The organism is Streptomyces sp. NPDC005408 (assembly GCF_040606445.1).
GTDB lineage: Bacteria > Actinomycetota > Actinomycetes > Streptomycetales > Streptomycetaceae > Streptomyces.
On sequence record NZ_JBEXEX010000001.1, the window covers coordinates 354003 to 366907 of the forward strand.

Annotated in this window: 10 protein-coding genes and 1 pseudogene; all 11 read right to left on the reverse strand. The window is 70.2% G+C overall.

From position 1 onward, the window contains the following. Positions 1-36: 36 nt before the first annotated feature. Positions 37-1071, reverse strand: a complete 1035-nt coding sequence (locus ABZS64_RS01505) for a TolB-like translocation protein (protein ID WP_355821869.1) — start codon at positions 1069-1071, stop codon at positions 37-39. After that, on the reverse strand, positions 1068-2312 hold the full coding sequence (locus ABZS64_RS01510; RefSeq protein WP_355821871.1) for an MFS transporter: 1245 nt from the start codon (positions 2310-2312) through the stop codon (positions 1068-1070). Before ABZS64_RS01510 ends, ABZS64_RS01505 begins: the two co-directional genes overlap by 4 nt. A gap of 114 nt (positions 2313-2426) precedes the next feature. After that, positions 2427-2984, reverse strand: a pseudogene (locus ABZS64_RS01515) (alkaline phosphatase family protein); the annotation flags it as partial. 47 nt (positions 2985-3031) lie between these two features. Beyond that, a complete protein-coding gene (locus ABZS64_RS01520) occupies positions 3032-3439 on the reverse strand; it encodes a PIN domain nuclease (RefSeq protein WP_355821873.1) in 408 nt (135 codons plus the stop codon). Continuing rightward, complete coding sequence (locus ABZS64_RS01525) at positions 3436-3669, reverse strand: type II toxin-antitoxin system VapB family antitoxin (protein ID WP_355821875.1); 234 nt, start codon at positions 3667-3669, stop codon at positions 3436-3438. Before ABZS64_RS01525 ends, ABZS64_RS01520 begins: the two co-directional genes overlap by 4 nt. 636 nt (positions 3670-4305) lie before the next feature. Beyond that, positions 4306-5283 (reverse strand): aldo/keto reductase, encoded by a 978-nt coding sequence (locus ABZS64_RS01530; RefSeq protein WP_355821877.1) that lies wholly within the window; start codon positions 5281-5283, stop codon positions 4306-4308. 246 nt (positions 5284-5529) lie between these two features. Further along, a complete protein-coding gene (locus ABZS64_RS01535; RefSeq protein ID WP_355821879.1) occupies positions 5530-7926 on the reverse strand; it encodes a nitrate- and nitrite sensing domain-containing protein in 2397 nt (798 codons plus the stop codon). Between the two features lie 745 nt (positions 7927-8671). Then, positions 8672-9340, reverse strand: a complete 669-nt coding sequence (gene dhaL, locus ABZS64_RS01540) for a dihydroxyacetone kinase subunit DhaL (RefSeq protein ID WP_355821881.1) — start codon at positions 9338-9340, stop codon at positions 8672-8674. 46 nt (positions 9341-9386) lie between these two features. Next, on the reverse strand, positions 9387-10379 hold the full coding sequence (gene dhaK / locus ABZS64_RS01545) for a dihydroxyacetone kinase subunit DhaK (RefSeq protein WP_355821883.1): 993 nt from the start codon (positions 10377-10379) through the stop codon (positions 9387-9389). 66 nt (positions 10380-10445) lie between these two features. After that, positions 10446-12131 carry a putative PEP-binding protein gene (locus tag ABZS64_RS01550; protein ID WP_355821885.1) on the reverse strand — a complete coding sequence of 562 codons (1686 nt, stop codon included), beginning with the start codon at positions 12129-12131 and terminating at the stop codon, positions 10446-10448. Next, entirely contained in the window at positions 12128-12754 is a 627-nt protein-coding gene (gene dhaL / locus ABZS64_RS01555) for a dihydroxyacetone kinase subunit DhaL (RefSeq protein ID WP_355821887.1), read from the reverse strand. The genes ABZS64_RS01550 and dhaL (ABZS64_RS01555) overlap by 4 nt, the downstream gene beginning before the upstream one ends. Positions 12755-12905: the final 151 nt, after the last annotated feature.

The window sequence follows — 12905 nt, forward strand, 5'->3', positions numbered from 1 at the left end:
TGACGTTGACGTCGCAAGGACCGCGAGTGACCCGGCTCAGCCGACCACTGCCGGCGCCAGGGCAGCAGTCATCAGCCGCCGGGGGGTGCCGGAACCGTCGGCGGGGACGACCCACAGGTCGGCCTCGAAGTCTCCGGGCAGGGCGTAGGCCAGCGTGCGGTCGTCCAGCCAGACGGCCTGGTCGTCGACACTGCGCTGCTCGGCCAGCGGCCTCTCGCGCATACTGCGCAGGTCGAGCACGTACAGCCGCCAGGGCGCCTCGGCGGGCAGACCGGGTACGCGTTTCTTGAACGCCAGGTTGGCTCCGTCCGGCGAGAGCGAGGGGCATTCGACGTTGCGGCGGAGCATGGTCACCGTGCGGGCCGCGACGTCGCCGTGCACCAGATATGTGTGCCCGCGGGTGGCGAGACTGGCATGGAAGTGCCCGTCGTCGCTGAAGGTGACGCCCCAGAAGTTGACGTCGGGACTGCGATACGTCCGCCCGTTGTTCACCACCCGGTACTTCTCGAGAGTGTCGTCGAGCCTCCCGCTGCGGGTGTCCAGGATCGAGGTGCGGGTGGAGAAGTGCGTCCCGGCGTACGACTCGCCGCTGACGAACACCGTCCAGGCCACCATGCGTCCGCTCGGCGAGACCCGGGTACGGGTGGGGACGCCGGCCAGCGGGTAGTGCCGCCGCTCGCGCAGGGCAGCGTCCAGCACCACCGCCTGGTAGCCGTCCCCTGCCGGACCGTTCACCGCGCGCAGGCAACTGCCGGTGCCGGCCGCGGCGAAGAAGCGCAGGCAGCGGACGCCGGAGGCGGTACGCGGGCCGGATGGGTCCGCTGCCGCCACGGATGCCAGCTCGTCACGGTGAGGTCCCCAGGCAGTGTTGCGGAAGACCAACCGCGGCCGCTGCTTCGAGCCGCCCTTGCTGGTGAGGGCCACCCGCCCGGAGGTCACCTGTGGGCCACCGGCCTGCTGACGGTCCCTCCGGGCCGCCCGGTCGGCGGCGTGCAGCACGGAATCCACGGCAACCGCGCCGAGCAGCAGCACGGCGACGAGCAGGACGCCCAGCCGGGTACGTGTGGTCATTCTCCCGCCTCCGCCGTGCGCAGTGGCCGCAGGACGGCAGTGGTCGCGACGCAGGCCGCCAGCGCCACCGCGGCGACGGTCAGCGCGGCGCGATCACCCCACGCCGTCCAGGCCACACCGAACAGCACCGAGCACACGAAGCGGGCTCCGGCCTGCCCGGTCTGCACCAGGGCCAGCCCGCTGGAGCGGAGTTCCGGCGGCGTCGAACCGGCCGCGGCAGCCATGAGTACGCCGTCGGTCGCCGCGTAGAAGGCGCCGTGCAGCACGAGGACCGCCACCGCCACCGCCAGCGGCACCGCTGCCCCGCGCGTCGGCGCGAGCACCAGTCCGTACGCCGCGAGCAGCCCGAGGTGCCCTGATAGAAAGACCCGCCATCGTCCGAACCGGTCGGCGGCCTGCCCCAATGGCACGGCCAGCAGCAGGAACGCCCCGGCGGTCACCAGCGGCAGCAGCGGGAACCACTGCGGGGGCAGGCTCAGTCGCCGCTGCAGCAGGAGGTAGAGGAAGGCGTCGCTGACCGTGGCCAGTCCCAGCAGCAGCGCGCACAGCATCAGTCGGCGCAGTTCGGGCCCGCGCAGCAGGCCGAATGCCGCGCGCAGGGACACCGCCGATGCGGGCGCGGCAGAAGCGGGCGCGAGGGACGGAGCCGGGGATTCCTGCGTGGGCGCGGAGCCAGGCTCGGGGATGCGGCGGGGCACGAACAGCAACAGGACCAGCACGCCCGTCACCGCGACGCAAAAGCTCAACGTGAACACCGCGTCGTACCCCCCGGATGCCACCCCCAGTACGAAGAAAGCAGCGATCGGCCCGAGCAGGGCTCCAGTGGTGTCCATCGCGCGGTGCACGCCGAAGCACCGGCCCTGGGCGTCGGGCGGGGAGGCGAGCGAGATCATCGCATCGCGCGGCGCCGTACGCAGCCCCTTGCCGGTGCGGTCGGCGGCGAGCACCAGGCCGATCAGCGGCACGCTGTGCACCACGAGCAGGGCCGGTTTGCACAGCGCGGACAGCCCGTACCCGACGGCGGCAGCGGCCTTGTACCGCCGGCCACGGTCGGCGAGGTGGCCGCCGACAAGCCGGACCAGGGCGCTGACGCCGTTGTACACGCCGTCCAACAGGCCGAAGCCCAGCGGAGACAGACCCAGCTCGGTCACCAGGTACAGCGGCAGGACGGCGGTGAGCATTTCCGATGAGACGTCGGTGATGAGGCTGACCGTGCCCAGGACCAGCACGGTTCCCGGCACGGCCCGCAGGGTCCGGGACGTGGCCCGGGTTCCGGGGCGGACCGGCCGGCCCGGGCGGGTACCCGGGTCGGCCGGCTCAGGCGTGGTACGGCTGTCTGCTACGTACACAAGCCCTCAGTTCCAGATGCTGGTGATGTCGGAGGCGTTCGCGGCGTTCCCTGCGTGGGTGGTCAGGCCGGCCAGGTCCTCCACGGTGCGCAGCAGGTTGTAGTGGTTGTACGTCGCTGAGGATGTGCTGCCCGGGATGACGTGCGCTCCGTACAGCACGGTGGCGATGTGGTTGTTGTGGGCGCTGTCGTCCTCGTCGAAGGTCACCACCAGGAGGCTGTTGTTGGCCTTGGCCCAGGTGGCGTAGGCGCCGAGCTTGTTCTGCACCCACGTGTCCCCGGTGGAGATCGAGCAGTCATGCATGTCGCTGCACAGGTTCGGGGTGATGTACGAGACCTTCGGCAGCGTGGCGTAGTTGGTCGGGAACTGCGAGAAGGTGTGCGCGCTGTTCAGCGGCACGCTGTTGAAGGCGAACCACGGGTTGTGCTTGCGGGCGTACTTGGTGGCGCTGTTGGTGCACACCGTGGATCCCTCGGAGGGCAGGCCCTCGTTGTAGCTGGCCCAGGTCTTACCCGCGGCGAGGAGTTCGCCTCCGAGGTTGGCGGCACTGCTGAACTGCGGGGTGTAGAGGAATCGGGGGCGCGGCAGCCGTCGGCTGAAACGCGTCGTGGTCAGGCGCGGACGTCGCGCTGCTGCACTTCCTTGAGGACAGTGGCCACGGTGGCGAAGTCGTTGTCGACGTGGAGCACGGTGTGGCCGTGGTGGACCGCCGTCGCGCACACCAGGAGGTCGATGGCTCCCGGGGCGCGGTGCTGGCCGCGCTGTGTGAGCTTGTACTGGGCGGTGTCGACCCAGCGCCATGCGTTCTTCGGGACCGGCGAGAGCTGGCACAGGGCATCCAGTTCCCCGGCCAACTCGTCGCGATGAGACGGGCTGGTGGCCGAGTAAAGAAACTCGGTCCGCGTGGGCTCGCAGATACGCAACACCCCAGCAGCGATGTGCCCCTCCCAGGGGCGCAGTGCCCCAGGGGTACGGAACAGGTGCCACAACGCAGAGGTGTCAACGAGATACGTGATCACTCAAAGGCCGCCCGACGCGCGCGCTTGGCCGCGTCGTACGCAGCCGCGGCCTCCTCGAACTCGCCGCGCTCGCCCCGCTCGGCCAACTTCTCCGCAGCCTCAAGCCTTCGGATGCGAGCCACATAATCCCGCAGAGCCGTGTTGACGGTCTCCTTCTTCGTCGTCACGCCCATCAGGCGCATCGCCTCGGCCAGCGCCTCGTCATCAAGGTCGATCTGGGTAACGGACATGCTCACCACCCCACCCGAGAGTCCACGATGTACATACTCAAGATACATCACCAACATTCACTACGGGAGCTCCGAGTGGAGCGGCGGGGCAGGATGGCGGATCAGCGAGCCCACCCAAGACCAGAAGCCCACATTCTCACCGCGCGCGCGGCATCCAACCTGATCACTTTTTAGGTCATATGTGACTCATCGAGCATCAGCCTCATTTCGGGCGCACCGCGTCCACTGCGTGTCCACTGGATCTTGTTCCGGGGGAAAGAAAACGGCCCCTCACGAGATTCACGAGTGGCCTCACTACTGCGCTTGTGCGGGTCAGATCGTTTCTCCACGCGTAGCGCACAGTGGGGCGGGTGGGACTCGAACCCACGGCCGACGGATTATGAGTCCTTTGGGGATCTTGGCGACCCTTGCAGGACCGGGCCGAAGTCGTCGGGGACGATTACGCCGGCTCGGGAACGGGTCTGGAACCCACCGGCAGCGGATTGCCCTTCCAACGCGACGAAGCGGTCCGCCGTCACCATCGAACCTCGGCAGCTGGCTCCGAGTGCCACTCCGGGCGCTCGGTTTGGACACTGTACGGATGCGGCATCTCTCTCGGGATGTGAGCGCGCGGGGGCGGTTTCCGACCCGGACCTCTCACGCCCAGGCCAGCCGCGATCTATGCGCCCAGTAGGCTTCGGCGGGCTCGGCCAGCACAGCCAGCCGTTCGAGCTGATCGGGGTCGAGGTGGAGTTCCGCTGCCGAGAGGTTGCTGGTGAGTTGCTCGACCGTGGCGGCTCCGGAGAGGACGATGTCCGCCCACGGCCGCGCGGCAACTGCCGCGAGGGCCACGGCGTCGCACGAGACTTCCACGTCCTGCGCGATCTCGCGCAGGACGGCGGTGTCCGGCCCGGTGGCGTTTCGATCGGCCAGGCGGCCGTTGGCCATGGCCTCTTTGACGATCACCGTGCGCCCGGTGGCGTGCGCCTCGGCGAGCGCCGGGCCCGCTGACGGTTCCATCAGGTTGTAGGTGGCCTGCACGCTGCCGAACAGGGCTTCGCCGCCCACCCTGATCTCCAGCGCCGTACGGATGGCCTCCGCCTGAGCCGGTCCGCTGGTCGACAGCCCGATCGTCACGCCCTCGGCGGCGAGCGCGGCCAGCCGTTCGTGCAGCGCGGGATCGGTCAGGGCCGGGCTGTCCAAGGTGACCGAGTGGATCTGGTAAAGGTCGAGCCGGGCGCCGAGCACCGCACGGGTCTCCGCGAGCTGCCGGTCGTAGGTGGCGGGGCTGTGGTCCTTGACCTCGTGCGCCTCGGCGTCCCTTCGCCAGCGGGCGGTGTAGGTGTAGCCCCACTTGCTGCCGATCACCACGTCCCGCGCATCGGGACGCCTCTTTAGCCAGGTGGCGAGGAACTCCTCGGCCAGGCCGTAGGAGCGGGCGGCGTCGACGTACCGCACGCCCCCGGCGTAGGCCGCGTCCAGCAGGCGATGGGCATGAGCCCGCAGTGCGTCGACCGAGCGGTCGGCCGGCAGGTCCTCGCCGCGGCCCAGATTGATGTAGCCGGGACGCCCGACGGCGGCCAGGCCCAGGCCGAAGCGCGCGACCGTCGAGGCGGTGGGGCGTTGAAGGGGCATGTGAGGTGTCCTCCGGGATCCGATCGGCGCGGTCTGCGGGTCGTTCCGGCTCAGCGATGTTGGGGGTTCTCCCGCGCTGTCCGGGGTGTCTGGATTGGTGCTCGTCCGCCGATCCCGGCACGGCCTGTGCCATGGGGATGCGGATGGGAAGGCCTGTGGGGTTGAGGCCTTCCGTCGCGGGAGCGCTGAGCGCCATCGCCGCCTGCGATGCCTCGTCGTTCAGCGACCCGCGACGGAGTTGCCTCCTCAGCCGGGGGCGGTGCGAGGCGCCCTCGCCGACGTGTCTGGTAGGGCTGGTGGGGCAGGCAGGGCCGGCTGACGCGGTCCGGTGGGCTCGGCGGGGGCCGGTACCGACGGGCCGGCGTGTCGTCCCGTCCGACGCCGGGATCGCTCAGACTCGGCGGCCTCGGAGTTGGGCAACCCGTCCTCGATGTCGAGACTGTCACTGGACATGGGCGTTTGCAGGACGCGGTGCCGCGTGTCGGCCTCCGGTCCAGCATACGGGGCCTGGGGGTCCGCCCCCTGCCTTGGGCTGTGGGCCCCCGACCCAGCCTCCTCCGGACTCCGTTCCGGGGGACCCGCATGGCCGGGAGAGGGCCACGGTGGCGCTTTCTCCTTGCCGGCCGAACGGGCGCCGTGACGGCGTGTCCGGTACGCGCGTTTGGCCGGCGCGCTGTCGTCGAGTTGCTCGGTCGTGTCGTAGTTGCGCCAGCCGGTGAGGCGTCCTTCCGAGCTGTACCTGGCTGACAGTCCGGGAGGATCCATGTGATCTCCGTGTTCCCGGACCAGCTTCTGGGGCAGCATGACCACTGCTGTGATGCCGCGGGGAGACGGCCTGCGGAGCTGGACGCGGATGCCGTGGCGGCCGGAGAGCTGGCCGATGACGAACACACCCATGCGCCGCGCCACCGACACGTCGACGACGGGCGGGTTCAGGAGCCTCTCGTTGGCCTCCTCAAGGTCCTTTGCGGTCATGCCGATGCCGGTGTCCTGGATTTCGACTTTCGCTCCGCCGCCGGACAGCAGTTGGCTCGTGACGAGCACCTCGGTGTCCGGCGAGGAGAACGTGGTCGCGTTCTCCAGCAGCTCCGCGATGAGGTGAACGATGTCGTTCACTGCCCGGCCGTCGACGTCCGCGGTTACCAGTCCGCGCAGCTGCACACGCTGGTACTGCTCGACCTCACTGATGGCAGCCCTAAGGACATCCACGAGCCGGACCGGGGCGCTCCAGCGGCGGCCCGCCTCCTCGCCCGCGAGGACGAGCAGGTTCTCCCCGTTGCGGCGCATACGGGTGGCCAGGTGGTCGAGTGTGAAGAGGCTGGCGAGCAGGTCGGGGTCCTGCTCGCCGTTCTCCAGACGGTCTATCAGCTCCAGCTGCCGTTCCACGAGGCTCTGGCTGCGCCGCGAGAGGTTGACGAACATCGCGTTGATGCGGCCTCGCAGCTGAGCTTGCTCGAACGCCAGCCGTACGGAGTCGCGATGGACGTCGTCGAACGCGCGGGCGACACCGCCGATCTCTTCGGTCGAGTTGATGCCCGTGGGCTCGACCTTGATGGCCTCCAATTGCGCGTCGCTGGAGCCCCGCAGCAGCCGGACCACCTCGGGTAGGCGGCGTTCCGTGATATCGAGCGCGGAGGCGCGCAGGGTGTGCAGCGGGCCAACAATCGACTGCACGACGACGTGCGTCACACCCAACGTGAGCAGGAGGATCAACAGCACGACGAACGAGGCGATGAACACTGAGCGCTCGGCCTGGTGCTGCTCGCGCGAGCTCTCGTCTTCGACCGATCCGACGAGCCGCTTCTCGACCAGACGCATCAGCTCGAGCTTGCGCGTCATGGTGTCGAACCACTCGCCGGCGTCGAGGCGGAGGCGGCTGGTGCCCTGCCGGGTGAGCGCCTGCTTCTGGAGCACTTCAGCCCTGTCGACGTCCCTTCCGGTGACGGTGCGCTCGTAGAACTGACGCTGCTCCAGCGGCGCAACGGACAGGAACTCGTCGATCAACACCTGATGCTGCCGGCTGGCGACGGTCAGGCTCTCGGCCTCGCTCGCAGCGAAGTGTCCCTCGGTCAGCGCCCCGCCGAGCAGCGCGCGTTGTAGGGAGGCCTGCTCCGTGGCCTGTGTGAAGGTCTCGAGCGCACCGGCCCTCGCGGCAAGGGCCTGGTGGGCGATGTCCGGCGTGAGAAGGTCAAGGGCGTCGGTGAGCTCGGCGATCAACGCCGTGTATGCGTTGACCACGGACGGGAAGCGCATTTTCGAGTGGGCTACCGTGTGGCGCAGTGATGCCACCTTCCCGCCCAAGGCGTCGAGCACCGCAAGCCGGGTGGCCAGGACGGGGTTCGTCCCGCGGTGGACGTGGCCGGCCTCGGCACGGACCCGGGCGAGTGCCGCGTCTACCTTGGAGCGCCGAGTGTCCAGTCGGCTCGTGTCGCCCGTACGCCCCGCCGCAACATATAGGGCCGTGACATCGCGTTCGTCCTCCAGCTCCTCCAACAGCCCCGTGCCCTTGTCGACGATACGGACGAGCTGACGGACGTTGTCGATGTCCTGGGCGTTCTGCACGGCCGAGCCGATCCGCAGACCGCCGAGCACCAGCACGGTGATGATCGGGATGAGCACCACAGCCAGCAGTTGGGTCCGCACACTCCAGTTACTCGGGGCGAACGCCGCCTGGTTGTTGCCCCGGCGCGGGCGAGGCCCTCCACCTGCACGCCCGGGGGCTGGGTGGGTATTGCCCGGCTCGGTACTGCCGTTGTCGGAGCCCTTACCTCTCGTCTGAGGCGTCTGCACCGGTTCCGTGTCGTGGCGATGCACCGCAGGTTTTGTTTGCACTTGCCCTCGCACCTTCTCCCCGCCATTGAACGTGCGCGATTCAGCGGGGCGCCCGCGCATCGCGGACGCCCTGCTCATCGCGCGAGCGCGCTTGTCGTGACGTCGCTGAATGAGGCCATGGCCTCGTGCGTCCCCTGGCAGGTGCCTGCGGACGCGAACTACGCGTCGGTTTCAGAGCTGTTCGCGAACACTTCGTCGGCGGCGGTCGCTGTGGCGATCCGCTCAGCACCGGGGCTCAGCCGTCCGTCGTCTGTGCCCGCTGACCCGTAGGGCCTGGCATCGTCGGCGAGTTTGCCGTGCCGGCGGCGAGGCCGCCTCGGCGCCGTGGGCCAACCGAACATGCAAGAGGGGTTACTGTCCGCGCCGGCCCAACGCCTGACCAACAAGACCATGACCCATAGCGAGTCGCTACGGCACGTCCTTATCGCCATGTACGAGCGAGGGGTACGCGGTCGAGACCAGGTACCGGCGGGTAGCGGTCGCTCGACCCGCCACGACGCCGCGACGGCTGTGCCGGGCCCCATCTCGGTGCCGGCCCGCTGGCTGGGCACGACCCTCATGACGCCGCCCCTGGGCCTGGCCGCTCGCTCTTCCGCTCGCCCGCCGAGCTGACGGTTGCGAGGGCAGACAGAATGAGGACGGTCGACGCCGCGCCGGGGTCCTCGTGGCCGATGGTGCGGGCGCCGAGATAGCTCGCGCGGCCCTTCCGGGCCTGCATTCCGGCGGTCTGCCTCAGGCCCCGCACGGCTGCGTCGTACGCCGCGCGGGTGGCCTTGGTCAGGTCGCCGCCGGTGTCGATGGCGGCCTGGTAGGCGGTCACGGCCGGGCTGAGGGCGTCGATCATCGTCTTGTCGCCCTCGAGTGCCGCGCCGATGCGCTGGATGCCGGTGAGGGCAGCTGCCAACGCCGCCCCGAGTTGTGCCGCAGACACGTCGGGATCCTCGCCGAGGACCCTCGCGGCCTGCCGGAACCCGGTGCCGTACAGCGGTCCCGAGGCGCCGCCGGTCTTGCTGATTAATGCCCGGCCGACGGTGGCGAGCACCGCACCGGGGGTGGATGGGTCGGTTTCGTCCAGCATTGCCACCGCCGCCTGCAGGCCACGGCGCATGTTGATGCCGTGGTCGGCGTCGCCGACAGCGGAGTCCAGGTCGGTCAGATGATCGGCGTTGTCTGTCACCGATCGGGCGGCCTCGTGGATCCAGGCCCGGAACATGCTCGCGTCCATCGTCGTCCTTCTCCCTCGTGTGTCCGTGGTCGGTGGCCGGGGCCGCTCAGCGTCCCCAGCGCAGCGCAGGGGTCACGACAGGTGCATCCCACAGATGGGTGAGCTGTGGCGTGAGCCGGCACACCGTGATCGTGCAACCGGCCATATCCAGGCTGGTGATGTAGTTGCCGACCAGGTTGCGGGTGATCCACACACCATGGCCGGCGAGCCACTCGGCAACCGCGGCATACACCACGTACAGCTCGATCAGCGGGGTGCCGCCCAGGCCGTTGACCATCACGAGTACTTCGCCTGAGAGCGGCATGTCGGCGTGGATGGCGTCCAACGCGACACCGACGATCTCCTTGGCGGAGACGAGCCTGCCGCGGGCGCGACCGGGTTCGCCGTGGATGCCGACGCCCAGCTCGATCTCGTCCTCGCCGAGCTCGAAACCGGGTTTGCCCGACGCGGGCACGGTGCACGGCGTGAGCGCCACCCCGAAGGAACGGGTCCGGTCGTTGACCTCCTGGCCCAAAGCTGCGGTCGTGCCCAGGTCCGCGCCGAGCTCGGCGGCCGCACCGGCGATCTTCTCCACGAACACGGTCGCCCCGGTGCCCCGTCGGCCCGCCGTCCACGTGCTGTTCTCCACGGCGACATCGTCATTGACGACGACGCCCTCCACCCGCACGCCGTCGTCGGCGGCCAACTCGGCGGCCATCTGGAAGTTCAGCACGTCGCCGGTGTAGTTCTTCACGATGTGCAGCACTCCCGCCCCGCCGTCAACGGCCCGCGTGGCGGCGAGGATCTGGTCCGGCACGGGAGAGGTGAACACCTCACCGGGACAGGCCGCATCCAGCATCCCGTACCCGACGAACCCGCCGTGCAGCGGCTCGTGCCCGGACCCGCCACCGGACACGAGGCCGACCTTCCCGGCGGTCGGCCCGCCCGCGCGGACGATGTAGCGCTCGGATGTGTTGACCGTCAGCGAGGGGTGCGCGGCGGCCACGCCGACGAGAGCATCGGCAAGCACCTCATCGGGCGAGTTGATGAGCTTCTTCACGGTTGAGGCCCCTTCTCGACTGGATAAGAAACATCAGCGGAAATCGCGCCGTGTGCGCGGCTCGGGTCAGGGCAGCGACGGCTGGCAGCACTGCTCGACGAGTCGCCAGACCTCTTCGGGGGTTTCGCGGGTGAGGGCGATGGCGGCTACGGAGGTGCAGGTGTCGTGGCGGAGCCGGCGGATGCGGGCGCGTACTTCGTCGAGGGCGGCGGGTGCGACGGAGAGGCTGTCGCAGCCGAGGCCGATGAGGAGGGGGGTGACGAGGGGGTTGGCTGCGGCGTCGCCGCAGACGGAGACCTGACGATTGTGGCGGTGGGCGGCGGTGACGACGCGGGCGATGGCGTCGAGTACGGCGGGGTGAGCGGCCATGGCGGGGGTGGCGGCGGGGTCGCGTCGGTCCAGGCCCAGGATCTGGCAGGTGAGGTCGTTGCTGCCGATGGAGAGGAAGGAGGCTTCGCGGGCGAGGTCGTCGGCTGCGGCGACGGCTTCGGGGAGTTCGACCATGATGCCCAAGGGTGGCGTCGGGACGCCGGCTTCGGCGGCTGCGGCCTGGAGAAGGGTGCGGCAGGCGCGTAGTTCGTCGACGCCGGCGACCATGGGGATCATGATGCGCAGGTCGGTGTCGGCTCCGGCGCTGAGCAGGCTGCGGAACTGGTCGGCGAAGGCGTCTGGTTGGGCGAGCATGAGGGGCAGGCCGCGGCCGATCCGCGCGCCCTGAAGGCAGGACAGGAACGGCGGGAGTTTGTCGTCGGCGAAGTCGAGGGTGCGGACGGTGACGACCTGTCCGGCGAGGTTGCGCAGGACGGGGACGAGGGTGGCCGCGTGCTGGTTGCGGGTGGGCCAGGCGGGATGGTTGAGGAAGGGCAGCTCGGTGCGGAGCAGGCCGACACCTTCGGCGCCCGTGGTCAGGGCCGCGCGGGCCTCGGCCGGGGTGGCCACGTTGGCCCGCAGAACAACGCGATGGTGGTCGAGTGTCTCGGCGGGCAGGTGGCGCTCTTGGGCGAGGGCGAGCCTGCGGGTTCGGGCGGTCTCCATTGCGTGCAGGGCCCTGGTGCGTTGGTCGTCGTCGGGGTGGGCGACCGCGCTGGCCCGGTCGGCGTCGAGCAGGATCTCCTGTCCGTCCGGCAGGTCGAGCAGCTGGGGGTCGACGGCCAGCAGCAGGGGGATGCCCAGCGAGCGGGCGACGATCGCGGCGTGTGAATTCGGCCCGCCGGTCACGGAAATGGCGGCTGTCACGGTCCGGCCGGGTTCCAGCAGGTCGGCGGCGCCGATCTCGTGAGCGACCAGGGCGAGGGGCTGGTCGGGTGCGGGGCTGGTGTCGCCGTGCAGGTGGGCCAGGACGCGGCGGCCGACCTGCCGGACGTCGGCGGCGCGTTCGGCGAGGGTCGGGTCGTCCAGGGCGGCGATGGTTCCGGCGTAGGTGTCGACGGCCTGCCGGACGGCGACGGGTACCGGCTCGCCGTCGTTCGCTCGTTTGACGGCCTGGTCGCGCAGATCCTGGTCCTGCGCGATGTAGCCGTTGACTTCCATGATGTCGGCCTGTTCGTCCTTGCCCTGTTCGCGCAGCGAGGTGGACAGGTCGAGCAGACGGGCGGCGACGGCGTCGAAGGCGTCGGTGATCTGCTGCTCCGGGTCGCCGCCGGTGCGGTGCGGGAGCGCGCTGCGGGTGAGCGGGCGGTCGGTGCGGTGGAGGAAACCCAGGGCTATGCCGGGTGCGGCGGTATGCCCGGTGTAGGTGCGGCGGTCGGTCACTGGGCCACCACCGTCTCGGCGAGGGCGCGGAAGATGAGGGCGGTGGAGGTGGCGCCCGGGTCCTGGTGGCCGATGCTGCGGGCGCCGAGGTAGGAGGCGCGGCCCTTGCGCGCCTGCATGGGCGTGGTCGTGCGCATGCCCTCCTCGGCTGCGTCCGCCGCCGCGAGGGCTGCGGCGGCGAAGTCGGCTCCGGCGTCGGCCTGTTGCTGGAAGGTGGCCAGTGCTGGGGCGTAGGCGTCGATCATGGTCTTGTCGCCGGGTGCGGCGGCGCCGAGCTTCTGGACGCTCGCCAGGCCGGCGGCGAGTGCGGCGGCGAACTGCCGTGTGTCGGCGGTGGGTGCGTCCAGGGCTTTGCCGATGGCGCGGAAGGCGCCGCCGTAGAGCGGTCCGGAGGCTCCCCCGACGCTGGAGATCAGGGTGTTGCCCGTCTTGGCCAGCACTGACCCGGGGGTGTCTGCCTCGTAGTCGGCGAGTGCCGTGGTGGCGGCGGAGAAGCCGCGGTGCATATTGACGCCGTGGTCGGCATCGCCGATGGCCGAGTCGAGCTGGGTGAGGTGGTCCTTGTGCTTCTCCACCGCGGCGGCGATGGCCTGCACCCACGTGCGGGCAAGGTCGGTGTCCACGGAGTCTCCGTTCCTGGTTGGGGTGTTGCTGGCTGACGGTTGGGTGAGTCGGGGGCGGGGGCGGACGTGCGGGGGATGCGGTCCGGGGGAGCTGGCGCGGGAAGGCTCCGGCCCGGCCCTCGCGTATCGCGCGGCCCCGCCCCCGACTCGG